The sequence below is a fragment of the Lysinibacillus sp. JNUCC 51 genome (assembly GCF_015999525.1).
In the GTDB taxonomy this organism is placed as follows: domain Bacteria; phylum Bacillota; class Bacilli; order Bacillales_A; family Planococcaceae; genus Lysinibacillus; species Lysinibacillus xylanilyticus.
In genome coordinates, this window is the sequence record NZ_CP065545.1 from 4,659,882 (window position 1) to 4,684,424 (window position 24,543).

Annotated in this window: 27 protein-coding genes and 2 pseudogenes; 17 read left to right on the top strand and 12 right to left on the bottom strand. The window is 36.1% G+C overall.

What is annotated here, in order from left to right; all coding sequences use genetic code 11:
• Positions 1–67 precede the first annotated feature (67 nt).
• The 3 genes from JNUCC51_RS22480 to JNUCC51_RS22490 all read left to right on the top strand — a co-directional run bounded on the left by JNUCC51_RS22480 (position 68) and on the right by JNUCC51_RS22490 (position 3,794).
• Complete coding sequence (locus JNUCC51_RS22480; protein ID WP_337989840.1) at positions 68–346, top strand: hypothetical protein; 279 nt, start codon at positions 68–70, stop codon at positions 344–346.
• 32 nt (positions 347–378) lie between these two features.
• The gene (locus JNUCC51_RS22485) at positions 379–567 is read left to right on the top strand and encodes a hypothetical protein (RefSeq protein ID WP_337989841.1); all 189 of its coding nucleotides are present in this window, start codon (positions 379–381) and stop codon (positions 565–567) included.
• Between the two features lie 620 nt (positions 568–1,187).
• Entirely contained in the window at positions 1,188–3,794 is a 2,607-nt protein-coding gene (locus JNUCC51_RS22490; RefSeq protein WP_337989842.1) for a cation-translocating P-type ATPase, read from the top strand.
• 53 nt (positions 3,795–3,847) lie between these two features.
• Here JNUCC51_RS22490 and JNUCC51_RS22495 read toward each other — a convergent pair whose 3' ends face one another.
• The 3 genes from JNUCC51_RS22495 to JNUCC51_RS22505 form a co-directional block, all read right to left on the bottom strand.
• Complete coding sequence (locus tag JNUCC51_RS22495; RefSeq protein ID WP_337989843.1) at positions 3,848–4,333, bottom strand: DUF3231 family protein; 486 nt, start codon at positions 4,331–4,333, stop codon at positions 3,848–3,850.
• Positions 4,334–4,836: 503 nt separating this feature from the next.
• On the bottom strand, positions 4,837–5,124 hold the full coding sequence (locus tag JNUCC51_RS22500; protein ID WP_337989844.1) for a hypothetical protein: 288 nt from the start codon (positions 5,122–5,124) through the stop codon (positions 4,837–4,839).
• Between the two features lie 151 nt (positions 5,125–5,275).
• The gene (locus JNUCC51_RS22505) at positions 5,276–5,986 is read right to left on the bottom strand and encodes a cupin domain-containing protein (protein WP_337992281.1); all 711 of its coding nucleotides are present in this window, start codon (positions 5,984–5,986) and stop codon (positions 5,276–5,278) included.
• Positions 5,987–6,326: 340 nt separating this feature from the next.
• Between JNUCC51_RS22505 and JNUCC51_RS22510 the strand changes: the two genes are divergently transcribed.
• Positions 6,327–6,548 (top strand): transcriptional regulator, encoded by a 222-nt coding sequence (locus tag JNUCC51_RS22510; protein WP_337989845.1) that lies wholly within the window; start codon positions 6,327–6,329, stop codon positions 6,546–6,548.
• 714 nt (positions 6,549–7,262) lie between these two features.
• Here JNUCC51_RS22510 and JNUCC51_RS22515 read toward each other — a convergent pair.
• The 3 genes from JNUCC51_RS22515 to JNUCC51_RS22520 form a co-directional block, all read right to left on the bottom strand.
• A complete protein-coding gene (locus JNUCC51_RS22515; protein ID WP_337989846.1) occupies positions 7,263–8,150 on the bottom strand; it encodes a sigma-70 family RNA polymerase sigma factor in 888 nt (295 codons plus the stop codon).
• Between the two features lie 78 nt (positions 8,151–8,228).
• Positions 8,229–8,462, bottom strand: a complete 234-nt coding sequence (locus JNUCC51_RS24895) for a DUF2798 domain-containing protein (RefSeq protein ID WP_443136967.1) — start codon at positions 8,460–8,462, stop codon at positions 8,229–8,231.
• Between the two features lie 36 nt (positions 8,463–8,498).
• Positions 8,499–9,356, bottom strand: coding sequence for an NAD-dependent epimerase/dehydratase family protein (locus JNUCC51_RS22520; RefSeq protein WP_337989847.1), 858 nt, complete (start codon positions 9,354–9,356; stop codon positions 8,499–8,501).
• Between the two features lie 212 nt (positions 9,357–9,568).
• On the opposite strand from JNUCC51_RS22520, the pseudogene JNUCC51_RS22525 reads away from it, so the two are divergent.
• Positions 9,569–10,274, top strand: a pseudogene (locus JNUCC51_RS22525) (MFS transporter); the annotation flags it as partial.
• A 202-nt stretch (positions 10,275–10,476) separates the two neighbouring features.
• Here the strand turns inward: JNUCC51_RS22525 and JNUCC51_RS24900 are convergent.
• Positions 10,477–10,881 (bottom strand): DUF998 domain-containing protein, encoded by a 405-nt coding sequence (locus JNUCC51_RS24900; RefSeq protein ID WP_443137017.1) that lies wholly within the window; start codon positions 10,879–10,881, stop codon positions 10,477–10,479.
• A gap of 44 nt (positions 10,882–10,925) precedes the next feature.
• Positions 10,926–11,081 (bottom strand): hypothetical protein, encoded by a 156-nt coding sequence (locus JNUCC51_RS22530; protein WP_337989848.1) that lies wholly within the window; start codon positions 11,079–11,081, stop codon positions 10,926–10,928.
• A 239-nt stretch (positions 11,082–11,320) separates the two neighbouring features.
• On the opposite strand from JNUCC51_RS22530, the gene JNUCC51_RS22535 reads away from it, so the two are divergent.
• From JNUCC51_RS22535 to JNUCC51_RS22545, 3 genes and pseudogenes are all read left to right on the top strand, one after another.
• Positions 11,321–12,676, top strand: a complete 1,356-nt coding sequence (locus tag JNUCC51_RS22535; RefSeq protein WP_337989555.1) for a transposase — start codon at positions 11,321–11,323, stop codon at positions 12,674–12,676.
• A 272-nt stretch (positions 12,677–12,948) separates the two neighbouring features.
• Entirely contained in the window at positions 12,949–14,019 is a 1,071-nt protein-coding gene (locus tag JNUCC51_RS22540) for an IS30 family transposase (RefSeq protein ID WP_337989642.1), read from the top strand.
• A 309-nt stretch (positions 14,020–14,328) separates the two neighbouring features.
• Positions 14,329–14,526 (top strand): annotated as a pseudogene (locus JNUCC51_RS22545) (IS5/IS1182 family transposase); the annotation flags it as partial.
• Between the two features lie 176 nt (positions 14,527–14,702).
• Here the strand turns inward: JNUCC51_RS22545 and JNUCC51_RS22550 are convergent.
• Entirely contained in the window at positions 14,703–15,932 is a 1,230-nt protein-coding gene (locus JNUCC51_RS22550; RefSeq protein WP_337989849.1) for an alpha/beta hydrolase, read from the bottom strand.
• Positions 15,933–16,225: 293 nt separating this feature from the next.
• Here JNUCC51_RS22550 and JNUCC51_RS22555 point away from each other — a divergent pair, with 293 nt between their 5' ends.
• From JNUCC51_RS22555 to JNUCC51_RS22570, 4 genes are read left to right on the top strand one after another with little or no spacing between them, the layout of a single operon-like run.
• Entirely contained in the window at positions 16,226–16,441 is a 216-nt protein-coding gene (locus tag JNUCC51_RS22555) for a transcriptional regulator (RefSeq protein ID WP_337989850.1), read from the top strand.
• A complete protein-coding gene (locus JNUCC51_RS22560; RefSeq protein WP_337989851.1) occupies positions 16,438–17,697 on the top strand; it encodes a Y-family DNA polymerase in 1,260 nt (419 codons plus the stop codon). The genes JNUCC51_RS22555 and JNUCC51_RS22560 overlap by 4 nt, the downstream gene beginning before the upstream one ends.
• A gap of 12 nt (positions 17,698–17,709) precedes the next feature.
• Positions 17,710–18,042 (top strand): YolD-like family protein, encoded by a 333-nt coding sequence (locus tag JNUCC51_RS22565; RefSeq protein ID WP_337989852.1) that lies wholly within the window; start codon positions 17,710–17,712, stop codon positions 18,040–18,042.
• Entirely contained in the window at positions 18,035–18,382 is a 348-nt protein-coding gene (locus JNUCC51_RS22570; protein WP_337989853.1) for a YhjD family protein, read from the top strand. The genes JNUCC51_RS22565 and JNUCC51_RS22570 overlap by 8 nt, the downstream gene beginning before the upstream one ends.
• 188 nt (positions 18,383–18,570) lie before the next feature.
• Here JNUCC51_RS22570 and JNUCC51_RS22575 read toward each other — a convergent pair whose 3' ends face one another.
• Positions 18,571–19,458: a DUF4261 domain-containing protein gene (locus JNUCC51_RS22575; RefSeq protein WP_337989854.1), complete on the bottom strand. Its 888-nt coding sequence runs from the start codon at positions 19,456–19,458 to the stop codon at positions 18,571–18,573.
• 241 nt (positions 19,459–19,699) lie between these two features.
• On the opposite strand from JNUCC51_RS22575, the gene JNUCC51_RS22580 reads away from it, so the two are divergent.
• Positions 19,700–19,963 (top strand): hypothetical protein, encoded by a 264-nt coding sequence (locus JNUCC51_RS22580; RefSeq protein ID WP_337989855.1) that lies wholly within the window; start codon positions 19,700–19,702, stop codon positions 19,961–19,963.
• 1,061 nt (positions 19,964–21,024) lie between these two features.
• Here the strand turns inward: JNUCC51_RS22580 and JNUCC51_RS22585 are convergent.
• The gene (locus JNUCC51_RS22585; RefSeq protein ID WP_166672163.1) at positions 21,025–21,180 is read right to left on the bottom strand and encodes a hypothetical protein; all 156 of its coding nucleotides are present in this window, start codon (positions 21,178–21,180) and stop codon (positions 21,025–21,027) included.
• A gap of 584 nt (positions 21,181–21,764) precedes the next feature.
• Positions 21,765–22,241: a GNAT family N-acetyltransferase gene (locus tag JNUCC51_RS22590; protein WP_337989856.1), complete on the bottom strand. Its 477-nt coding sequence runs from the start codon at positions 22,239–22,241 to the stop codon at positions 21,765–21,767.
• 159 nt (positions 22,242–22,400) lie between these two features.
• On the opposite strand from JNUCC51_RS22590, the gene JNUCC51_RS22595 reads away from it, so the two are divergent.
• From JNUCC51_RS22595 to JNUCC51_RS22610, 4 genes are all read left to right on the top strand, one after another.
• A complete protein-coding gene (locus tag JNUCC51_RS22595; protein WP_337989857.1) occupies positions 22,401–22,634 on the top strand; it encodes a hypothetical protein in 234 nt (77 codons plus the stop codon).
• Positions 22,635–22,773: 139 nt separating this feature from the next.
• Complete coding sequence (locus JNUCC51_RS22600; protein ID WP_337989858.1) at positions 22,774–23,010, top strand: GNAT family N-acetyltransferase; 237 nt, start codon at positions 22,774–22,776, stop codon at positions 23,008–23,010.
• 408 nt (positions 23,011–23,418) lie between these two features.
• The gene (locus JNUCC51_RS22605) at positions 23,419–23,757 is read left to right on the top strand and encodes a magnetosome magnetite crystal formation protein family (protein ID WP_337989859.1); all 339 of its coding nucleotides are present in this window, start codon (positions 23,419–23,421) and stop codon (positions 23,755–23,757) included.
• 12 nt (positions 23,758–23,769) lie between these two features.
• On the top strand, positions 23,770–24,543 hold the full coding sequence (locus JNUCC51_RS22610) for a MerR family transcriptional regulator (RefSeq protein ID WP_337989860.1): 774 nt from the start codon (positions 23,770–23,772) through the stop codon (positions 24,541–24,543).

The following is a 24,543-nucleotide window of genomic DNA, read 5'->3' on the forward strand; positions in this document are numbered from 1 at the left end:
GCTACTGAAAAAGAAGGACAATTATATAGAGAGATAGAATGTAAGTTTAGAGGAGGTTGGTAAATACATGCAGATAGATTTAACAGAATTTAAAAATGTGAAAGTTGTCGCAACGATTGACCAGACGCTTTACCGAAATGTGGGTGCTATTATTTTATATGAAGAGGATTCACACACATTATCTGTACGAAAACTAAAACGAAAAATCGCTGATCAATATATACCAACAGACGAACTCGAAAACTTTATGTTTGACTCGCAGGCAGATGCTATAAAATTTACTCATAAGCTTACTAGAATGAGTGCACTTGATTATTTATTAGTCGCGAATAAAACAATAAAATAATTGCAAGACTGGCCTGTAGGGAGTCTATGCATATGACGAAGGGCATTTGGAGTAGCCATATTCCAAATGTCTTTTTTGTGCGCACATTTGGTTTAATGGTCATCACGATTTTCTACAGTTGGGATAAAGAAACCCCGCTGATTCAAGCTTCACTTTATATTATATTTTCACCTATAAACAAATATTTAATTTCTATATCGATTATTATCATACTGGAATAGGGCAAGGAATAGATTGTTGTAGTTAAAGTATTTTAGGGGCTCGAGTAGATAGAGAGTCTGATGATTCAATACTATTTTTAGGATATATAAGTTTCTCTCTGCCTAAGATAGTTAATTCAAAGGGGTCTACTGTTGGGAATCTAACTTATAAACTAATAACAGCATTTTCTCCTGAATTCAGTCAGTGAGAAGAAATTCGGGATAGGGTGGCTGCTGTGAGTTATTTAACTTCTTTCAGCGGGTGTCCAAACATCCTCTGAAATAGAGGAACTCAGTCTAATAACGCCACGTCTTGTGGCAATTTATCTGTGCGAAAGCGAAGCGACAGCAACAGGTTTTCTTTCTGTGCGAAAGCGAAGCGACAGCAACAACAACAACACACGACTGAGTGACCAACATCGTGCCGCTGACGCTTCGCTTTCGCGCAAAAAACATCGTGCCGCTGACGCTACGCTTTCGCACAAAAAACATCGTGTTGCTGCCGCTTCGTTAGCACTACGCTTTCGCACAAAAAACATCTGTTGGCCTAAAGCCTCCGGCGGATGTCACGGAATCGGATTTCCAGATGCAATTATACCTAGGTATAATTGTCTAATAATTTCAAATGGAGGGGGAATCGAATGTCAGAATATCATCAACAATCATCAGCTGAAGTTATGAAAAATTTGAACGTGACAGATCAAGGATTGAGTGATTATGACGTTCAAAAGAGGCAAGAAGTATACGGCTATAATGTATTAGAGGAAGGAAAAAAAACTAGTGCATTCGCCGTTTTCTTTGGACAGTTTAAAGATTTATTAGTCATTATTTTAATCATCGCTGCTTTCGTCTCATTTCTATTAGGAGAAGTAGGGAGCACGATTGTGATTATGATTGTTGTTATTTTAAACGCTATCCTAGGCACTGTACAGCATGTCAAGGCAGAACAGTCTTTGGATAATTTAAAAGCCTTAACCTCTCCAATTGCCAAAGTAATGCGAAATAATCAGCTAATTGAAATTTCTTCGGAAGATATAGTCGTTGGAGATCTTCTTTATTTGGAGGCTGGCGATTATATAAATGCAGATGGGAGATTATTAGAAAGTCATAATTTGCATATTAATGAAAGCTCGCTGACAGGTGAATCAATTGCTGTAGCGAAAAGTATCGACCCTATCAAGGAAGGCAATGTAACTGTTGCTGATAAAAAGAACATGGTATACTCTGGAAGCTTTGTGACAACTGGTCGTGGTATTGTCATGGTGACAGCTATCGGAATGCAAACTGAAATCGGCAAAATTGCAAATTTACTAGATACTGCGAAAGAGAAGAAAACACCTCTACAAGTAAGTTTGGATCATTTCGGAGAAAAATTAGCTTTAGGGATTACATTAATCTGTTTAGCGATTTTCGTAATTGACCTTGTTAGAGGACGTGCGCTAGTAGAATCGTTTATGTTCGCGGTTTCACTTGCCGTTGCAGCAATTCCAGAAGCATTAAGCTCGATTGTTACCATTGTACTAGCTTTTGGGACACAAAAAATGGCGAAGGAAAATGCCATTATTCGAAAGCTTTATGCTGTTGAAAGTCTTGGAAGTGTATCTGTCATTTGTTCAGATAAAACAGGAACATTAACTGAAAATAAAATGGTTGTACAAGAGGTGTATGTGGATGAAAAAATTATTCCACATGATCAGTTAAACACTAGAAATGCACTTGAGAAAGATTTTATGTTAAAGGCAATATTATGTAGTGATGCTGTGGAAAGGGACGGCAAGGAAATCGGTGATCCTACTGAGATGGCACTCGTAAAACTAGGGAAGCAATATGGTTTTGACGAATTACTGGTAAGAGATCATTTTCCAAGGGTCGCCGAAATCCCTTTTGATTCAGATAGAAAGCTCATGAGTACTGTAAATAATATCAATCAGCAATCTATTTTGATTACAAAAGGAGCACTAGATGTCCTTCTTCCTAAAATTATAAAAATAGAAACTTCAAAAGGTATAGTTAATATTACAAAACAACAACGCCAAAAAATCGAAGCGGTAAATCGTGATTTTTCTATGAATGGGTTAAGGGTTCTAGCAGTTGCTTACAAAGAAGTAAAGGGAAATCAAGCAATTGATGCAAGAGCTGAAAAAGATTTAATCTTTGTTGGTTTAGTCGCGATGATGGATCCGCCAAGAAGAGAATCTAAAGGTGCGGTTGAAAAATGTATAAAAGCTGGTATCAAACCGGTGATGATTACAGGGGATCATAAAATTACGGCAACGGCTATTGCCAATCAAATCGGGATTTTAAATGATCCATCTGAAGCGATTGAAGGGCATGAAATAGAAGGCCTTACAGATCAGGAGCTTCAAGAAAAGGTTAATGATTTTTCTGTTTATGCCCGAGTAACACCAGCTCAAAAAATTCGTATCGTTAAAGCGTGGCAGGAAAAAGGACATGTCGTCGCTATGACAGGAGATGGTGTTAATGACGGCCCTGCCCTAAAACAGTCTGACATTGGTGTGGCAATGGGCGTTACCGGCACAGAGGTCGCTAAGGATGCCTCCTCTATGATACTAACAGATGATAATTTTTCAACGATTGTAAAGGCTATTGCAAACGGTAGGAGTATCTATACGAATATTAAAAACGCTATTTTGTTCTTATTATCTGGGAATGCAGGTGCCATTTTTGTTGTTTTATATGCAACAATATTAGGTTTACCAGTTCCTTTTGCGGCTGTGCATCTATTATTTATTAACTTATTAACGGATAGTTTACCAGCGATTGCAATCGGACTAGAGCCGAATAATAAAAAAACAATGAAGGACAAGCCCCGAAATATCCATACGCCATTATTAAATAAAGCATTTACTACTCAAGTGGTACTCGAAGGATTACTAATTGCAATTTCTACAACTATTGCCTTTGAAATCGGATTGTCAACGGGAGATACTTTAACGGCGAGCACTATGGCATTTACAACATTATGTTTGTCACGATTAGTACATGGCTTCAACTCTAGAGCTAAAGAATCTATCTTCGCCATTGGAGTATTTTCAAATAAATATACTTGGCTTGCATTCTTAATCGGTTTTTTAAGCTTACACGCAGTATTGTTTATTCCAATACTTACAAGTGTGTTTGAGGTTGCCACATTAAGTACCGCACAATTAGGTTTTATTTATAGCTTGTCTGTGCTACCGTTCATTGTGAATCAGTGGTACAAGCTGTTGTTTGTAAGAAGTCGATAAGTAGGAAAAAACATAGAAGCTCTCGTTTTGTTGAAAACGAGAGCTTCTTAACATTACATTGTTGTAGGGGCTAGTAGCCAACCTTTGTCATTACTAAGCCGTACTAGTTTTGCGCCAAGTATGGCATACCTCATATGAAGTTCTCCATATTTTGCAGTATGCTTCTGCTTAACAGATATTTCTAAAGCTTGACTAACTGAAATAAGTGAAGAAGCTATATTCATCGATAAAATGGCGCTAATTTCTGTATCATTAATGGCTTTTTTTCCTCGGATATTACCCATTTTCAACTGTCTGTAGTCGATTGATGTAGTAGGAGCAAGTAGCCCATTTTCCTTTAATAACACTGTTAGCTGTTTATTTTCCTCTTTTAAACATTGCACAAAATCCACGATAATAGCCTTCAATTTTTTATCAACAGCGTACTTGAAAAATGCATGATTTGAAGCTATATAGCCGTTATTAACGCCGATCTGTGTCCATAACTTAAAAATTTCCCTATAGCGTAGTGTTGCTAGATTTAAATTTACCAATTCCATAGTTACACGTCCTAACTCATGTTCTCGTTCATTTATTTGAGATTAGGATGTGCTGATAAATGAAATTCTAATCATTTTTTTACAATAAAAGGATTTATTAATCCGTAATAAAAAGTTTAATAATCATAACGTGGGGGTGATTTCCGTTCCGACTGGGCGCTTTCCTGGGGGCGTCCGATGAGCCGCTTCACTCGCGATGCTCGCTCCAGGGTCTCATCTGTGACGCTGATCCCCAAGGAGTCGCCCAGTCTCCACTCCAATCAACTTATATACACGGCATATGTTTATGCATAAAGCCTTTTTCTCTATGGTAAGCTTTTATGAAAATAATCAAGCATATCTCTTTTTCACGGAGAGTGGTGACTCCTGCGGGATTAGCTTGCGCTAAAAGCCCCGCAGGAACGTAATGACGAGGAGATTGAAAGTGGAAAGCGCCAACTCGGAGTGAAAATCACCCTTTGTTTATTGTTACACTTTATTTATTTTGTAGATGAGCAAAAGGTTTATTCCTTTAATTGCTTACTTTTAAAGCTATTAATGGTTGTTTTTAATGCGGCATAGTTGCCGATAGCTGCGTAACCATAAAAAAAGCCCATAAATATTCCTGCAATAAGATTATGTCTATGGCTAATGAAAATAGAAATAATCAAGCCGATAGCAAGGGCGATCGCGGGAACATATTTAGGCTGAGCATGCATAACCACCTTTATGAGCTGTGTAATAATTAATACAGCTGGAACGGCTATTACAGCATCCCAAAAATTAGTATGGATTACTGGAAATAATTCCATTTTCTACACCTCTTTTAGTAATAACGAAGCTATGACTTAAACTATAGATTTTCCTTTTTATTTATTTTTATGCGATGAAAGGTGTAGAGCTTATGATGTCGAGTCAGACACTCGTATGAACGATTACGATTTTGCGTTTTTTTACTATTGCTTAATAATATGAGCCATAAGGATTTGAGCCATAAGGATTCATATATGGATTCATATTTGGATATTGATATGGCGGATATGGGTTCGTAAATTGTGAAGGTCTATACTTATTTTTATGTTTATGATGAGGATCTTTTTGCTCCTTTTGCTCTTTCTGCTTTTCAGAAGTTGATTTTACACGGTTGCAGTCTTTAGGTGGACCAATATATGTTGACGGTACAATAGGAGCGATTGTTTTCTTCCACTGATTTTCATCTAAACAATAAGTGTGAGCCATAACATTGGAAGGTGTAAATTTCAATATATCTGAACCTAAAATAACTTCAGGTGTTGGAGCATCAAAAATAGCCAGTAAATGCGTGTCATTCTCAGTAGCTATTTCATAATGCCACCATCCTTGAGGTACATTGGCGACTTGGCCAGGCTCGATAGGATAGTTTTGAAGCTCTTTTGTAAAAGGATTAAATATAGAAACAATGGCAGCACCAGAAATACAATAAACAAGTTCTGCTGCATTTTGATGATAGTGAGGCTCTATCACCTTGTTCTTACTTAGAAAAATATCAAGTAAAGATATATTTTCTAACGTATTTAATTGTTCTATACCTAGAACATTTATAAAATTCCGATCATCTCTTTTAAAAAGAGTGCTGTCATTTACATCAAAAGTGAACTGGGTTGATGACGAAGTATAGTCAATATTCGAGCTAATAATTACATCCTTTCTAATTAATTTTCAACTTCTTTCAGCGGGTGTCTAAACATCCACTGGTATAAGGAACTCAGGCTAAGAACTTCACATTTTGTGAACACCCGAGTGACCAACATTGGCATAATTGATTACCTGTCTTAAGCACAGAATATGTACAAAGGCTATTTTAGGCTTATACGAACGCCCACTTTATGTAGCTCCTTGAAAATTAGCTGAAATTCCCTCTTCTAAACAAGAGCGTATGTGCGTATAATATAAATGCAAACGTTAGTTCTGTTTTAAAGAACAGCTCTGTTGTGTTCACTGCATGTAACAGAGCTAGTGAAAAGGAGCAAGCAGGATGAAAGAACAGTTAATAAAAGTAAAGCAGCGTCAACAAGTAGTTAACATGATGTATGTAGCTAAGTCTGGTGTCATTACAAAAAGGCGTGTGAAAATCATAAAGTTGGTGGGTGATTCCTTTACAGCATTTTGCTTTACGAGGCAGGCGAAGCGCACGTTTATTATTAACAATGTTCTAGCAATATTGCCTGTTACGCATCGGAAGCGTGAGGTGATATGAATTACGACAATCTGCCGTATAAGGACATTTTTTGTATTGACATGAAGTGTGTTTACGCAAGGCGTATTGCTATGCTAGAAGTTCTAGATGTCTTGAAAGATCCCATTGCAGTTATCGATAATTTTTGAGCAATCCGGTAGTATCGTACTCGCAGCCTCGCCGGTGGTGAAAGGGAAATTTAATATCAAAACGGGAAACCGCCGTTATAATCATGGTTTTTCATCTAAGAAAATTTTGTATAGTCGCTCACTATGTTGAGTGGCTTATTTTTTAAAAATACAATTAAAAATCATGTTATAACCACTTATTCTTTTTTGTAAAAATGAAAAGAATCAAAATGTAGCATTGTTAAATAGACCATTTGATAAAATCACCTTTTTAGTTTTTTTTTTAAGTGCCTTTAAAAGTTAGACACGGTTATTTCATTAGGCAGCGGTTTGGGCATGAGTTCGATATTGAATTGGACTCATGCCTTAAATTGAAGGGCATTCCACCCTGTTAAGGCTATTCAGTCTTCAGCAATCAAACAGCTATATTTTAAATATCTTAAGTAATAGTTATTCCACAATCTGGCGCAATTCTTGAAAAGGAATTGTGCCTTTTACAGTAATCGGGCCAGATTGTTGAGGAACGTTTTGTTAAAATATAGAGTAGTATTGTGAAAATGAATACGGAAAGTTCTTTAAAAAGAACTTTCCGTATACAAACGCATCCCTAATTAGGATTATATTTTAACTTACTTGGATCTACTACATAGAAAATTTTGTTAATTGTTTGGGATGAAGAATTCCAGTCAAAACAAAAAATGCCTGTTATTTTTTCATTTTCAGTGACTACTATTCCATATTGATTATTTATTATAGCTGCAGTAGCGCTTTTTCCAAAGTAAAATTTTTTTGCTATTCCTGAAATAAGTGCTAATACTCGCTCTTTACCTTCAATGATGTTTATTGCCGTTCTTACTTTACCTCCTCCGTCAGCTGCAAATAGAATATCATTAGATAACAAATGGGTTATTCCATGAATATCCCCGTTGGATAATGCCCATATAAATTGTTCTATATAAGTTTTCTGAAGATTAACAGTCAAATCTTTTTCGCTTTTTCTTCCCATTTTAATTTGTGCTCTACTCAATAACTTACGACTATTAACAGTCGTTGTGTTAAGAACATCGGCAATCTCACTATGCTTTAGCCCTAAAGCATTTCTTAATACGTATGCTATCCTCTCTTTAGGTAAAAGGTTTTCCATAAGAACCATATATGAATAGCTTAATTGATCTGACTGGATTAGATTCTCAAGAGGCTCACTGTTGAATGTCTGTAGTATTGGTTCGGGTAACCAAGTACCTATATAAGTTTCTTTCTTTTTTCTACTTGATTTTAGTTCATTCATACAGCGGTTAACGATCATTTTATTTATATAAGCTTTTAAATTAGTAATATCTTTCTCGCTCTTTTCATGTTCTTTTAATTTCAAAAATGTATCTTGAACAATATCTTCAGCATCTGTCATTGAACCAAGTAAATAGTATGCTATGGTTAAACCATAATTCTTATATTCTTTATATAAGTCTTCTATATTTAAATCATTAATCAACACGATAATCCCTTCCATTTCTAATGTTATGCATACCGTAATCCGTGGGATATCAATTTTTTTATTTTATAACTTTATCTATCATTTTTCTACAAAAGTAATGAATGTCATAAGTTTATTTATAATCGGTGGAAAAATGTAAGCACAAAGTATAGCACACAAAAATGCTTCTCCCCACATTGGTAGCCAATGAATTAAAAACGAATGACTATATCCTGAGTTTATAGAAACAAGGATAAACGATATGAAACAAGAATTAAAAAGTCCAATTAGGACAGTGTAAATAAAAGGCTTATAAATTTTATTTGTTTTCATAAATTTAACCTTCTTATATTGTAGTTCATTTTATTATTAATAATGATGTAACGATTTAAATCCTTTTGTCCAAGAAGGGTAAATAGGTTCCCAGCCATATTGTTTTTTTGCTTTTTCATTTGATGCTCCTCGTTCCCAAGAATTATATATATCATTTATAGGAGGGAGGGGGGCCCCAATAACTTCAGCAAAATAGGGAAGCCAAATAGAGCTTTTTGCAGGTTCATCATCTACTATGTTTATAGAACCTGACTGCCAATTTAAAGCTAATACAGCTGCTTTCGCTGCATCTTTTACGTGGATAAAGGATGTCATCCCATCTGTTGCGTATAATTCCTGACTCAGTAATTGTTTAGCAATTTTACCGTTACCTGAATACCAAGTTCCAGGACCATACAATGTACCATAGCGAAGGATAACGAACTCAGACATTTCTTTTACCTTTTCCTCTAATGAAATAACTCCTTCAATTGTTTTTTTGCGAGGTAATGAGGCATTGGTATCTAAAGGTGTTTCTTCTGTAGCTAGCGTATTCCCAGGCTCATAAGCCCATGAAATACTTTGTGCAATTATCTTTTTTACTCCTACGTATTTAGCCGCATCAACAAGGTTTCTTGTTCCATCTATTCTTATTTTCGAATTATCATTTATATCGCCACTACCCAGTGCAGTAAGTTGATGCATTACAACATCAGGTTGTGTTTCAATTAAGGCTGCATAAACACTATCTCGATCAAACGCATCTGCAATTACTGGTTTTACCCCTATTTCTCGCATTGCTTTAACATGTTTTTCTGATCGAATCATCCCGATTACTTCAGGCCCCTCTTCTATTAGCATCGGAATCACCATTTTTCCTATTACACCGGTAGAGCCAGCAAGTAATATTTTCATAAATAAACCCTCCTAATATTCTTAAATACAAGATTAATATCTCTAAAACTAAGACAATTAGGGATTAGGAAGTGTGACACTATTAAAAGAAATAACAAAAATTTTTATTTTTAAAGTAACATGTGCGTTAGTTCAACAAGCTATAAGCGATTTTAGGAATAAGCCCATATTTTAGTTATTCCATTAAAGGGCGCTTTTCAAGAAAGGGCTTAATAGGAACGGGACTGTTGCTGGCTGGGCTAAGTTTCATAACCGATTGGAAAGGAATTATGCTTTCAGTAGTAGGATTACTTATCATGATGCAAGCCTTTGCAAAAGCTACTGCCGGAGGGTACCTTAAGTGCCAGAAGAGGTTTGCCTGCTACTATTGCCTCAAGAGGATTCTTTGTTGCTTGTTATAATGCGACCGAAAGTTATGTTGTCTTGGCTTTGACAGATGTGAAAATGCTTCCTGCAGATTTGGCAGGTTTAATTGTGGCTGCAGGTGCATTAAGTTGGTCAACTGCAGCTTGGCTACAGTCAAAATTCGATGCTAAAGACAATGGAAAGGGGCGAAAGAAACGGGTATCGGTGGGTCTAGGGTTTATGATTGCTGGAGTTACAATTATATTTGCAGTAATTTCACAGCTTTTTACTGGATTTGGTATAGGTTTGGCACATCCTACCACTGGAGCGATTGCGTTGCAACACGCTAAATCAGGTGAAGAGGGAGAGATATCCGCCAGCCTACAGTTTACTGATGCATTTAGTCCGGGTTTAAGCATCGGGATTGGCGGAGCCCTTATCGGTGTTAGTCAATCGCTGAATTTTGGGTTGTTGACGAGGATTCTTTTGGCATTGTTTCTTCAATTACTTTTCGTACTGATCAGTTTTATTATTTCCTTCCGTATTAAACAAGCCATAGTTTCTGGAGAGTAGTAATATAAAAGCTTTTACGCTAGTTGCATGGCAATGCTTGAAGGCTTAGATGTGTGGTAAAAAGAGGATAGATAGAGCGAATTTAATTAAGCTCTTCTATCCGTTTGATTTCTATACATGTAACTGTGTGACATTAAATTAAAAGCAACAATCACGCGCGTTTGTTTAATTGTTAAAAACCTTCTACCAATACATTCATTTATCATAGAAGGTAAACGAGCCAGATGCTTACGACAATAAACCAAATGTTGATTGACAACAGGAACACTCGCTCACAAATCCCAAAGATAAATCGCAACGGCTTGAACATCGTTACAATAACAGCCCCAAGCGAGATAGAAGAAATCATGGTTATGATGTAAAATAGATTTAGATCTTTAAAGCCTTCCAGTAATTTTAATTGACTTCCTCCACAATCAATGACCATATAGGAAAAAGCGAACGCAAGAATAGCAAATAAGTAATGGAGTTTTCCTCGAACCGTAAGTTTTTCTCCTTCTAGGTCAGTTGGAAAGAATAACATGAGGATACGGGAGATGACCATTAGAATGATTAAAATCGGAATGGACGCGGATATGGAGAAGCGATCTTTTACACTCAACAACACGATAGAAAGTGACAATGCCCCTAAATTGCTGAACCAAGCGTAAATTAAAAATAAATTTTTGTAGCACCGACACCGTAATCACTTACAGCATGTCGAATAGGATGATAGCCTGTTTTCTTAAAGTGAAGTATGAGAAAAAAAATGAAATAACTCAAAAAAAATAATACTGCCACAATCGATAGGATTTTCTCGATGGACAATTTCAGCCCTCCCAAAGTTCATCAGATTCAGTTCCCCAACAGTTCCTTCCCGTTTGTTGAATAGCATCATCGACAATTTAATTTTAAATGACTTTATTATTTTTTTAACAATTGAGTTAATTTCATAATTTTAATCCCTTTAGTATCAAGGGTTCTAAAACAATAAAAAACGGGCACCTCCCCAATTCGGTATAATGGTAGCGACTAAACTAAACCATACTGAATGAGGTGAATGCCCTATGACTATTGTAAAACAAATGAGCCTATTTGGCATCCAAGAATTATTGGAAATGGAAAGTTCACGTCGATTTGATGAAATTTTCGCCACTTTCGACGTGCAGCCCGTTTTTCAGCTGTTTTCCAAAAAGACGTTACGTGGTGCCCCACGTGAATTAAATTACGGTGCGATGATACAATCACTCATTATTCGTATTGTCGAACGGATTCCAACAATCAAGGATTTAATCAAACGTTTAGTCAACGATCCTTTATTTCGATTCGATTGCGGTTTTCTCGTTTCAGACGTGGTTCCATCTGAAGCGTCTTATTCACGTATGATCGATGTCATCAGTCAATCAGATGTTCTCGACCACATGCAAGATACATTGATTCAAACTGCCTTTATAGAAGGCTTTCTTTATGATGAACACCTCGCGATTGATGCCACACATTTTGAGTCACGTGATGCGGCAAAGCCCTCGGAGAAAAAAGAGCCTGTACCACCAAAAAAACGTGGACGAAAATCAAAAGAAGAACGCGAGGCTTGGCTTACGGAACAAGCAGAAATCAAAGCCAACCAGTCAGCTTATGAAAAAGAGATCAAGGACCAACTCGATACATCACTAGAAACATTGTGGCAAGATGCGCCCATCGAACCGAATTGGGGCATTAAAAAGAACAGTGATGGCAAAAACACGTTTTGGTTTGGCTTTAAGGGACATCTCGCGGTGGCTACAAAGAGTCAATATATTGTTGGACGCCTCATGACATCTGCCAATTTGTCGGATAGTAAAGCAGCGATTCCTCTTTTAAAGAAAGGAAAAGACCTATTTCTAGAACATTTTACGACCGCTATTTTGGATGCAGGGTATGATTACGAGCCCATTCACAGTCAATTACATACGTATCAAATGCGTGCAGTTATTCCATATAATGTCCGCAATGAAGGAGAGTACCTTGGCTTTGATGAACATTTCAGACCGACCTGTGTACGTGAACACAGCTACTGTTACGACAGCTTTGATGAAAAGTATCGAACACTAAAATTCACTAAACCAAAGGAATGTGTAACCTGTCCGTTACGTAATGATTCCCTCTGTCAGAAGGTTTTCAAAATCAAATCTGACACGGATATACGAAAATTCACGTATCCAGCACGTGGCTCTGAACTTTGGAAACAACTGTATAAAGAGCGCACAGCCGTTGAACGTGTGAATGCCTATTTAAAACAATATTTTCAGTTAAACAACATCCGTCACAGAACAGGAAGAAAAGCCAAACTTCACTTCAACCTAGTGACGTTTATTTATAATGCCTGCAAATTAGCGGTGGATCGTTTGAATGCATTATTACAATCACAAACTCAAGCAGCATAATTTTTAAAAACGTAAATTTTCTTAATAGGAGCAGTCTAAGCTCTTGAAAAAAGTGATTTATGAAATTGATTCAATTATATATATTATGATTTAACTCTAAACTAAAAGCCGGTGAAATTTTACAATCAGTAAAATTTCACCGGCTTTAAATTTTTTTTTCATGGCGAATAGTACAATCAAGTTGAACACTTTAGAAAAATAAAAACATCGTACGCGAAATCGTGTATTATTGAGGTTCCTACACCAATCAATAAGAAGGGATTTCGAATACGATGCTAGAACAGGATAACATAAAAACACGCATTAAGAAACCACGCCTTACACAGTTCCAACGTGGAGAACTTCAAGGCTACTTGAACGCTGGAATTACAAATAAGAGCGAGCTTGCGCGAAAACTCAAGGTTTCGCGTGGGACAATCTACAATGAACTCGCTCGTGGCACGACCACTCAAGTAAAGAAAATTAACGGAAAACATATCTACACGACGCAATATCTTGCGGAAACAGGTCAAGCTACAACTGATCGAAACGTGGCTCGTTCTCGTAAACCGTTGAAGTTTGAACGTGTGAAGGCATTCTTATCGTTCGTTGACGGACTGTTACTTGATCGCACAAAGACCATGTCTCCAGATGCGATTGTTGGTCTCGCGAAGCTCAAAGGGTTGTTTTCTCCGGAGGAAATGGTCTCAACAAAGACGCTTTATCACTATATCGCGCTTGGTCTTCTAAAAACTCGAAACAGTGACCTTCTCTTAAAGGTACGTCGAAATACCAAGAGTACTAAGAAAACGCACCGCCCGAATAAGACGGTTCTCGGTAAAAGTATTGAAGAACGTCCTGATAGCGTTGAATCTCGTGAAGAATTCGGTCATTTTGAAATTGACTCCGTCGTAGGGCGCAAGGATAAAGAAGATGATGTGCTATTAACCTTGATTGAACGTAAAACCCGTCGTGAATTCATTGTAAAAATGGACGGGAAAGACGCTGATTCAGTTAACTACGCACTCTCTTCAGTCCTCAAAGAATTTGGTGAATATGCATCTACTGTCTTCAAATCAATCACGGCAGATAATGGTTCTGAATTCGCGGGGTTGTCAGAAATGTTTGGTGATAGGATAGATATCTATTTCACTCATCCTTATTCTTCATGGGAGCGTGGAACGAATGAGAACCACAACGGAATCATCCGTCGTTTCATTCCTAAAGGACATGCGATTGAGGATTATAGCCGGACGCAGATTCATATGGTTGAGGAAGCTATGAACAACCTACCAAGAAAAATGTTTGACTACAAGACACCAAATGAACTGTTTGAGGAGGAACTCCAGAAACTTGTCGCTTAAAGATTGCGGGGACACCCCGCACCCCTTGAGCCTCCCTCGAAACAGAAAAGTCTCCTGTTCATCAGTCAGCGGCAAATCCTAACCTGTATTGGCTAAATCCGCAAGGGAAAGCGCCTTGCAGATCTAGCCAACACAGGTTGAACGACCTATGCCGACCGACGAACAGAAGACAAAGGAACCTCTGGGGTGTTTTTGAAAAAAGTGTTCAACTTGTAATTGTAATTTAGGTTTTTTTTTTCATAAAAAATAAGGACCACTTCTGATAAAATTAAGTCACCACAACAAAATTATACAGAAAGAAGGATCCTTATGTTTAAAGATTATAACATGAATCAATTAGATTTAGAAGTGAATTTACAAAAGAATGATATTACCTTCCATGTCCACCATTTAGTTAAAAGTATCCCGTCCGAAGCGTTTGAACCATTCCTTCGAAATGAGGGCTGTCCTGCCTACCATCCATCCATGATGCTTAAAATTATCGCTTCAATCTTTGTTCCATCAATAAAAATAGCTTCCTGTTCAATTAATTCTCCCTGTATAAAACATGTATTCACTTTATCGCTAAAAATTATATTAAGGAATATTTTCTCCAATCCCTATTTAGTGCAACTACTTAATCGCATTGTAGGGTGTATTCTAACGATAAAGGATTTAATCAAACGTTTAGTCCATGATCATTGTTATCGCTTTGTGGATGTTTCAAGGAAAAAAGTTGGTGCAGATTCTACATTTTTTAACCATCGATGTTCTAGACCATCTATTCCATCTTTAACCCAAACATCTCCTTGGTCTTCTTTTTTAGATGTTCGATACCAAGTAATAGTTGAACCAACCACTTGAGGTGCTTTATCTATTTTGCTTTTCTTTGGGAATGTAAGCTGCTTTTGTTCTCCTGATTTAATATTAATTACATATAGCGCTGTAAACATAGTTGGAACTGGTCCCTCTTTCCACTCTTTGTTTTCTTTTGCCCGAGCAACAATTATTTCATCTGGAGAAAACCATTCCAGATCAAGGTCAACATATCCTTTAGGTGTGTATTCCTTCCGTGTATTCAATTTAGGAATTTCTGTAACGGTAGTATTTTTGTTTACAACGAAAAATCTTCCTTCCCCCGATATGAAGGCAAGTTGATTTTTTGTAGGAGCCCACTTTATCCAATTTTCATACCCAAGCATTTTTCCTATAATTTGAAAGTGTTCTCCTCCTGATGAAAGTACAGATAGTGTATTGCTATCATTCGACCAAGATGCAGTGGGGGTTAATAGAAAGCTAACCCAACTTCCATCAGGACTCCACTTAAAAGCTTCTGCATCAATAGCAAATAAGTCGGTTGTATTTGTTTGAATGGTGTAAAAAAGCTTTATTTTATTCGGGTCAATATTAGCATTTACTGGCACTTTAAAAAGACGAACTGGTTCCCATCCAGTAGGAAGCAATTTAGATTGAGATGAAACGATAAACTCTTTTCCGTTGGGGAACCATTCAAAATTACTAACACCTAGAGATACATTTTCAAAACCTTGTGGTCGTCCATTTTTTGTTTTTGTAACATTTAGAACACCACGCGAAATATAAGCTAGTCGATTTGACGTTGGTGACCATTTAATTTTACTTGTTTCAATTGATGGATACGGTTGATAGCTTTCCTTTTTCTTTAAATCATAAATATACAGATACGTTTTTTCTCCATTCTCGTCACCTGCTAAATAGGCAATATACTGACCATCTTTTGACCACTGTGGAGAGGATACATACTGACTTGTTGTAAGCTGTATTTCTTTATCGCCTTCTTTCATCCAAAGCTGGTGGTCCCGTATAAAAGCAGCTTTAAGTGGAACTTCAGCTGAAGCACCGGTTGGAAAATTAAAACTAACAAATAGTATTAATAATAAAAACCTAGTTACCATTAATCACTCATCTCCACTTCCTTATTAGGGTGTCCTTGCGAAAGACATATATCCGTCGATTAAACATAAAAGTAGCTAGCACCATTTCAGTGACACTTTAAAAGCTAATGCTTTTTTTAGGAATTTGAGCCTGATTTTTTTTATTTCCATAAATTTAATCTTGCAAAAATGCAAACAGATGTTCTAATATGTATACAAACAGGTGTTCTTGCGTAGAGTAATGAAAAGGGAAATTTTCATTTGATGTTGTGATTAATTATTAAAAATACGTGAGGTACTGGGAGGAAATCGAGATGCGAGATGATCAATTAGTTAAAGTAATACAACATAATCTAATTGCGAATACGATGCACTTAGCTAAATCTGATGGAGTAACAAAAAGAACTATCAAGATTGCTGGCGAAACATTCCAAGCCTTCTTTTTTGCAAAACAGGGAAAACGATCCTATATCATAAATAATATTCTTTCTGTTACTCCTGTTTATCGGAAAGAGAGTGAAGTTGTATGAATTACGATGATATGCCAAATCGACCTATTATGTGTATCGATATGAAATGCTTTTACGCCAGTATCGTAGCGATGTTACATGGGCTAGATGTTTTAAAAACTCCAGTTGCAGTAGTAGCAAATTTTGACCAACCAGGTAGCGTAGTGCTTGCTGCATCCCCCTTAATGAAAGAAAAATTTAATATCAAAACTGGTAGTCGTCGTTATGAAATACCTAAACATCCTGACATTAGATTGTTTGAGCCTAAAATGAGTTTCTTTATTCAAATGTCGATGACGATTACAAAATTGATCTCTAATTACGTCCCATCTGATGCTATACATGTGTATAGTGTAGACGAAAGTTTTGTTGATTTAACCGGTACTGAAAAGCTTTGGGGTTCACCTGAAGAAACGGCTAAGGAAATACAAAGGGCTATTCTTGACCAATTTAATATACCTAGTGCAGTAGGTATGGGACCAAATATGTTAATAGCCAAATTAGCTTTAGACCTTGAAGCAAAGAAAACAGGCTTTGCTAAATGGACGTATGAAGATATTCCAAAGAAATTATGGCCAGTTCGACCCCTTTCTGAAATGTGGGGAATCGGTAAACAGATGGAAGCAAATTTAAATGCTATGGGGATACAAACAGTCGGTGGTTTGGCTAATACAGATCTAAAGGAATTAGAAAAGCGCTTTGGTGTAATGGGCAATCAACTCTATTATCATGCATGGGGAATAGATCTATCCAAATTAGGGGAGCCGTTAATAACAAACGGCACTTTAAGCTTTGGAAAGGGCCAAATGCTGATGAGGGATTATCACACACGAAAAGAAATCTCTGTAGTGCTCCTAGAAATGTGTGAAGACGTAATGAAACGCACACGTGATGCAGGGTTTGTTGGCCGTACAATCAGCGTAGGTCTTTCTTACAGTCGAAACGCCATGACCAAAGGGTTCCATCGATCTAAAACGATTGCAGTACCAACAAGCGAAACACTTGTGATGTATAAAACTTGTATTGAATTACTGGATAAACATTTTGCAGGTGAACCAGCTCGGCAGTTATCTGTCCGAATATCCAACTTAGAGAGAGAGCATAGCATTCAATTGGATTTATTTGATGAACGTAAGCCACAGCGTCAAATAATCGGTCCTACAATGGACGCAATACGCAACAGGTTTGGAGCTACTGCAATATTAAGGGCAGTTTCTTTCACAAAAGCTGGTACAGCTATTAATCGAGATCGCTTAGTTGGTGGTCATTTGGCATAGGAGTGATTTATTATGATACAAGACAGAGGTAATATTAAATGGGCATCGATGATGTTGCCGGAGCATTTGGAGCTTCTTAGAGAGTACAAACAAGAGCGTACAGAACAGCCAAGAGAATTGACTGAGTGGGAACTGGAAGACCTACAGAATACAATCGATCGAGCTTTTAATCAGCAATTGGACATAAAATTAGAAGAGTGGAAAGACTACAAAATCACACAGTGGACTGGAATAATCAAATCGATTAATACTAATGAACTCATACTTGAAACACTACTTAAAACGAAAAGTATTCCAATCCAAAGTATTCAATCAGCTCAGTTGGATGCTGATTATTATGATTAAAGCAGACGAAAGACAGTTACTTCATAAGTATCTTTTGTTAGAACTAGCAGTTAAATCATTGCAGGTTGACTATTGTAAATTAGAGCAGTTTAAAATGAAAACGGTATTTCTTCCAATGATGGATTCACTGCTAAAGGATCTAAGACAAGAATATTTTAATCTAAAACGAGAACTTGCACAGCAACATATACGAGTAGTAGGGTGGCAACCAGTAGATGAATACTTTAGTGACGTGCAAGTTGCCACTGCAGGTAATGATGTAGTACTCCGTTATGCAAATCAAGCTCTTAAATCACAAGTGGAAAAGCTGTTGATTAATCAAATAAGCAATAACAAATGACAGGTACTAGGCCTGTTTTACTAACTTCAAAAACCTTCGTCTAATTAGTGGGCGTAGGTTTTTGAGGTTAGAGCAATTAAGAATGGTCTTATCATTGTGTCCTCAAAACTTATTGAAATAGTTAAATAAGATGGTCAATAACCTACACCACTATATACCCAAAGGAGCAACTATTCTTCAGACCCACTCTAGTGACCTGCATAGTTGCCCTCACCGGGATCAAGATCAATGACTATACGGTGCGGAACAGCTAATGCATATTGATGCTCGCAGCGCCAACGCATCTCCTCTGTAAAACCGATCGTTTCGCCATCTGTAATAATATCACCTTGATTAAATAAATAATAAGCAAAGTTAGTCAAGCAGCCTGCGACCTCATTGGTATCCATATCATAGAAGTGGCATTGCACATCAGGAATGCCTAGTGCAGCAAGCCCAATGGAATCCATGAGACCTTCCTGGCGTTCACTGCCAGTGCCCTCAACATTGTAGAACCGAATGTTCAATGCTCCATACAACATTTCTCCCTCATCAATAGCAGCCAAAAATACGGATGGCTCGACTAACTTGTTGCTTTCTCTAAAATAAATCGCAGCGCAAGGGACCGTTTCCACTATTGCCCGAAGAACATTCGTATGTAGCTCCAATCTTTTTTGAGGCTCCAGTCCAGATGCCATCATATCGACAAGTAGCAACGCGTGACTACACTCTTGCAACGTTTGGCCTGCTTCATTCCAATGCCAACTTTGCTGCAAAGCGGCTTCGTAATCAGATATCGGACCTACATTCATGCCAGTAAGCATTGTTTGTGCAGGCATTTCTCCCTCTGCATATTTCACCATATAATTCAAATGAAAGAAGTGAAGCATTTCGCCTTTCTCATGTTGCTCATAGGGCTCCCATACTGCTAGCGACCCACTCTTTTCATTTTGTGGGCGATCTGTTTTCCCCATGTATTGTTCTATCTTGCTGTAGAGTAGTTCACGGTCCACTACTGGCTTTTCTTTAAACAGCAGTTCAATAGCATAAACTCTAGCAAATCCGAAGTCTTTCTCCTGCTCTATGATTTCATTCATAAGGCACTCTCCTTCATTCTGTATTGTTTTCTTAATCATATATTGATATGTTCATCAACTTCATCAAGAATACACGAAAGATTACCAACCGCCCATCATACTATTTTCTTATTATTACCAAATTTGCACCAAGAAGTAAGATGGAATGTATTAAAAATCCATTTGGAACGAATTCAACTAAAAAAGCATATTAATAACTAGAAAGTTTATTACTAGTTTTAAAATAGGGAGGAAAATAGTATTGAGACTATCTGAACTTCATCCAATCTTCTATCACATACGAATCGAACAAAAAAGACTTTTTCGGTTTTTAGCAAATTTAAAAGAAAGAAAACGGTTTGCCACGCATAAAGAGTTAGCAACTACATTTCCCTATACTTGTAAAAAGCATCAATCATTGCTGAAAAGAAAATTAGGAAACAGTAATCCTAAATTACAAGAAAATAAAATAATCAATTTAAAAATTGCTACGAGTGAAATCGATGACGTAATCATTCAGCAATAGTTTTAGAGATTAATAAAATATAATAAAATTGGACTTCGAGACTAGATCTTCAATTTATAGGTGATGCTACTACACCAATTTTAAAAATTTGTACCACGTCCAACATATGGCATTGTAAGCTGTTGTGTGGTTAGAGATGAATTAACCTAAGCACAACTATAAGAAAAAAATTTATAGTTGTGTTTTTTTAGTGAGTATTAAAAAACACCCTTTAAAATTTCACGTCAATAATCGACATATTAATTGTACTCATTGCAAAACTTTGTAAATTAATAGTGCATACACACATGTTATTACTATCTTGAGAATATAATAGGCCAAATGCCAAGTGCAATTAAGCTTTTAATTGAATTGATTTGTTAAGGAATTAGGATGACACGAAGGAGTGTGAAATTTGTCGATTTTAAATCCTTAATACGCATTTTTAGAGGTTGATTTTCATAATCCTAATTTAACTCAAGCAGAACTGAAGGTTGAGAATATTTCTGAAGGGGTACGAAAAAAAAGTGAACCCGTAGGAAATACAAAAACATCATTGAAAATAATACCACCTAATGTATATATAAAATTAAACTGGATGATAGGATGGCTCTTATGGATACCAGTAGATATTTATTGTGCCGCGGCTTTGGTAGTAGATAAATTCATATCATAAAAAAGGTGAAAAACCTTCGTAACAGGCATAACATTGGGGAGCAAAAGAACATATTGATTTTTTTCAAAAAAGCGTATAAAAAATAATAATTAATCTATACTATTAAAGATTTTCACTTCAACCAATATGACTGGGAGGGTTAACCCGATGAGTACGATTGATCGTTTACTCTGAATAACCATCAACTGAAAGCTAAAGCACGGTTGTCTTAGGTTATTCTTAAGATCGAATGCGAAAAGCGAGACAGTATGTCATGGAGGAACAAAGTAAGTGGTAATTAGCCCGGAATAATTTCCGGGTTTTTTTGTATTTTAAAATGGATCAAGGTCGATGTTTACAGAATAAAAAAAAAGCCCCAATACACACCTTTTTCTAAGATGAATATTGGGGGTTAGTTCAAAATTAATTAACGTTTATTTTCATTTTGAATACTACTGAAATCTACTTCTTCACCGAACTCTTCTCTGTTTTCATTTTTACGTTCTCTGTTAGCATTTTGATTTTGATTCTGCTGTTTTTTGTTGTCTTGAGTTTTATTATTTTTATGTTTATTATTACCCATGATCATCTCACCTCCACCATTAGTGTGAGAGAAAGATGATTTTTTATCCGCAAAACTTACAATTAATTAATGAAATATATGTAATGAAACAGAAGGTAGGATATAGTAACATTTTCAATTCCGCAACAAGTGTGTTGTGCTCGATTACAGGAGGATATGATGGGAAGACATGAGAACTGTCAAGTGACGAGTTAAAAGTGGTTCAGAAGGATAAGACAGATGATAAAGCATTTGAGAAGTTTTAAGAGCTAAAAGTTGTATGGAGCATTTAAGAGGAGATGATTAAATCGAGCGGATCAATTTAAACTTCTTACGGAGTAGCAAGAGAGTTACCATTAGAACTTGCCAAATAAAGGGGTGAATGAATAAGATTATTATGTAAACTATGTTCGGAGATTTGAAATGAAGTGGAACCCTTACACATTTCATTGCCACTTTCTTTTTTTAATAGTTGATTGTCAAAACAGTCTATCCGCAATGACAATTATATGTGTAGGTTCAAATTCCTTGTATCCTAATACCCGCAAGTTAGGGACAAACAGAAAAAATCACTCATGTCATGACGAGTGATTTTTAAAAATCTATTAGATAGTTAGGTTCATAACAATTTGCTCGCCAATAGGTCCCATTCTTCTTTCCCCGTTATCGACAAAGCCAACTTTTAAATACAAATGTTGAGCCGGAATATTTTTATGATTAACGACTAAAACAACTTCATTACAATCTTTAAATTTTCTTTTAATAAATTCAGGCAGTGCTAGCATCCCTTTTTTTGCGTACCCTTTTCCTTGTTGTTTATGGTCAACAGACAATGCAGTAAGCAGCATAGCTTTTGGATTATTAGAGTACTCTTTTACTCTTTCTGTTGCGTGCAGGACAAAAAATCCTACAGGTACATTGTCACTCAAAATAACAATCGGATATTGTCCAACCATTTCAATTGAAATATCTTTTGGAAGGGCAGTAAATTGACTTTGTTCATCCGGAAGCTCGAAGTCATTCAAAATATCCACATACTCTTCTGAAAAATGTACTAATTCAATGGTGTTCGTTTTTTGCATAAAATTGCCTCCTTTTTTATTATTCTAATATCGGAACAAATGTTCGTCAAGAGGCTTGGGTTATAAAAGATATGTATTCATTTTTAATTTGATGGTGAAATATAGTAAGCAACATGTATATATTTAAAGAAATGACAAACAAATTAGGGGGAATGGAAAATGGTGTTGCTTAAATATGAAGTAGAGGAATACGAGCTAACAATGTTAAAAGAAGTTTATCAATCAGTAGGATGGATGAAACATGACGAACGCATAATAAAAAAAGTTTTCAATGCAAGTATACACCAAGTTTTCGCAGTAAAAGATCATAAAATTATAGGTTTTGCGAGAGCTCTTTCAGATGGTGTCTTTAACTTCTTTCAGCAGAAGTCTCTGATCTCTATAGGTGGTTAGATGAATGCTGGTTGAAGTTGTTTTTCAAACATTCGCTGAAAGAAGTTAAGGCCTCCGGCGGATGTCACGGAATCGGAAAGGAGTGCTTTGTGCAAGCACAAAGCCGATTCCGGACGCAATTATGCCGAGGCATAATTGATTGACTGCGATTTATGATGTTGTAGTACATAAAAATTATCAAGGAAGTGGGATAGCCAGAACTCTTTTAGAGGACATCATTCAGCAATTAGCAGATGTTTCTTGTATTCAGTTAATTGCAACGACAGGAAATGAACCTTTTTACGAAAAGATCGGCTTTAATAAATTGAAAACGGGCATGGCAATATACAAAAATCCGCAACTAGCAGAGGAGTATTTGGTAAGCAATAATTCTTGAGGAGGAGAATACAAAAAAGCTGTAGCGTACGGCATCGCTACAGCTTAATATTGTCTTGCTTAGGTTAGTCAGTAAAGCAATTATATCATACAATAGGAAAAACTAAAAATAACAACAACTATATTTGATGAAGTATTTAAACATAGGAAAAATTTAAAGAAATCACTTGTTTTCATTTAAATCTTCAACAAACAATTCTAATTGAAATTTCATCATTATCCTTTCACTTCACTACCTTAATTGAAATTAAATCCCGCAAAAAATCCGAACGCGAATTCTGACATGTAAGTGTTTAATAAAAAAATTATTATTTGTCCTTGAATCTCCAGTAGCGTCACCTTTTATGATTGAATTTAGTTACTCACTTTAGAAGGTAACAATCAAATATGCTATTGGAGGAAAAGTACAATGAAAAAAGAGACTTTACTAAACAGAGGATTGGCAAGTTTAATGCATCTGCTCTCGCTATTATTAACCTTTATTTTGCCAATATTGGTATACTTAGTATCAAGGAATAAGAATAAATATTTTGCTGAGCATGCAAAAGAAGGGATGAACCTTCACTTTACTTTCTTTCCAGTTTTTTTGTTATTAACTTTTATTTCTAAAAAATGGAGCACAGTTTCAATCCTTTCTTTTACACTTATTATTCTTGAAACAATATTAATTTTAATTGCAGCAATCTATACTTTAAATGGAAAAAAGTTTTCTTATCCCGTTATAAGATACTTTAAAGTCAATCATTAAGGAGAGAACAATTTGTCGAGGAAAGGTATTTTTACGATAGGTGAACTTGTGCAAAAGTCTGGTGTTAGTATTAGAACACTTCGATATTATGACAGCATAGACCTACTGAAACCTAGTGATTATACAGAGGGTGGACATAGATTATATACTACAGAGGACCTATCTACTTTACAAAACATTAAGTCATTACAGTTTCTAGGCTTGTCGCTAAAGGAAATTAAAGACATACTGCAAAAAAACACTGTTAAAGGTGAAATTATCTTAAAATCTTTAAACGATCAAAAACAGTTATTTGAAGCAAAAAAACTTGAAATTATAAATATATTATCTGATATAAACCACCTTATTGAAACAGTGAAAGATGAGGAAATCATCAATATCGAGATATTTTGTGCTATGCTTCAAAAATTAATGTTTGCTGAAAATACTGAAACATGGTTTAAAGAACACTTTCCAGATATAACTGATGAATTATTTAGTATAAATAAATCAGAAGAAATCGATCTAGATAGAAAATGGACTAAAGTTTTATCAGAAATTAAACATTTAACACTTACAGAAGCTATACCTTCTTCAAAAGAAGCTCAAGAAACAGTTAAAACACTTCTGCAACTTATGAATGAAACCTTGAAAGGAAATTTAGATTTGGTTGAAAAAAAGCTACCATCCACAGAATCATTCAACTTTCCTAATCCTTTTACAGAAAAGGAGCAAATATTTTTAAAAGAAGCGATAAGTATATATCAAAATAATTGTTACAACACCCAGGTGACGATACAGAATTAA

What these genes read in the sequence shown, in the direction of transcription:
- JNUCC51_RS22480 (WP_337989840.1), top strand. Translation starts at nt 68, where the DNA reads ATGCAGATAGATTTAACAGAATTTAAAAATGTGAAAGTTGTCGCAACG.
- JNUCC51_RS22485 (WP_337989841.1), top strand. Translation starts at nt 379, where the DNA reads ATGACGAAGGGCATTTGGAGTAGCCATATTCCAAATGTCTTTTTTGTG.
- JNUCC51_RS22490 (WP_337989842.1), top strand. Translation starts at nt 1,188, where the DNA reads ATGTCAGAATATCATCAACAATCATCAGCTGAAGTTATGAAAAATTTG.
- JNUCC51_RS22495 (WP_337989843.1), bottom strand. Translation starts at nt 4,333, where the DNA reads ATGGAATTGGTAAATTTAAATCTAGCAACACTACGCTATAGGGAAATT.
- JNUCC51_RS22500 (WP_337989844.1), bottom strand. Translation starts at nt 5,124, where the DNA reads ATGGAATTATTTCCAGTAATCCATACTAATTTTTGGGATGCTGTAATA.
- JNUCC51_RS22510 (WP_337989845.1), top strand. Translation starts at nt 6,327, where the DNA reads ATGAAAGAACAGTTAATAAAAGTAAAGCAGCGTCAACAAGTAGTTAAC.
- JNUCC51_RS24895 (WP_443136967.1), bottom strand. Translation starts at nt 8,462, where the DNA reads ATGAAAACAAATAAAATTTATAAGCCTTTTATTTACACTGTCCTAATT.
- JNUCC51_RS22520 (WP_337989847.1), bottom strand. Translation starts at nt 9,356, where the DNA reads ATGAAAATATTACTTGCTGGCTCTACCGGTGTAATAGGAAAAATGGTG.
- JNUCC51_RS22535 (WP_337989555.1), top strand. Translation starts at nt 11,321, where the DNA reads ATGACTATTGTAAAACAAATGAGCCTATTTGGCATCCAAGAATTATTG.
- JNUCC51_RS22540 (WP_337989642.1), top strand. Translation starts at nt 12,949, where the DNA reads ATGCTAGAACAGGATAACATAAAAACACGCATTAAGAAACCACGCCTT.
- JNUCC51_RS22550 (WP_337989849.1), bottom strand. Translation starts at nt 15,932, where the DNA reads ATGGTAACTAGGTTTTTATTATTAATACTATTTGTTAGTTTTAATTTT.
- JNUCC51_RS22555 (WP_337989850.1), top strand. Translation starts at nt 16,226, where the DNA reads ATGCGAGATGATCAATTAGTTAAAGTAATACAACATAATCTAATTGCG.
- JNUCC51_RS22560 (WP_337989851.1), top strand. Translation starts at nt 16,438, where the DNA reads ATGAATTACGATGATATGCCAAATCGACCTATTATGTGTATCGATATG.
- JNUCC51_RS22565 (WP_337989852.1), top strand. Translation starts at nt 17,710, where the DNA reads ATGATACAAGACAGAGGTAATATTAAATGGGCATCGATGATGTTGCCG.
- JNUCC51_RS22570 (WP_337989853.1), top strand. Translation starts at nt 18,035, where the DNA reads ATGATTAAAGCAGACGAAAGACAGTTACTTCATAAGTATCTTTTGTTA.
- JNUCC51_RS22575 (WP_337989854.1), bottom strand. Translation starts at nt 19,458, where the DNA reads ATGAATGAAATCATAGAGCAGGAGAAAGACTTCGGATTTGCTAGAGTT.
- JNUCC51_RS22585 (WP_166672163.1), bottom strand. Translation starts at nt 21,180, where the DNA reads ATGGGTAATAATAAACATAAAAATAATAAAACTCAAGACAACAAAAAA.
- JNUCC51_RS22590 (WP_337989856.1), bottom strand. Translation starts at nt 22,241, where the DNA reads ATGCAAAAAACGAACACCATTGAATTAGTACATTTTTCAGAAGAGTAT.
- JNUCC51_RS22595 (WP_337989857.1), top strand. Translation starts at nt 22,401, where the DNA reads ATGGTGTTGCTTAAATATGAAGTAGAGGAATACGAGCTAACAATGTTA.
- JNUCC51_RS22605 (WP_337989859.1), top strand. Translation starts at nt 23,419, where the DNA reads ATGAAAAAAGAGACTTTACTAAACAGAGGATTGGCAAGTTTAATGCAT.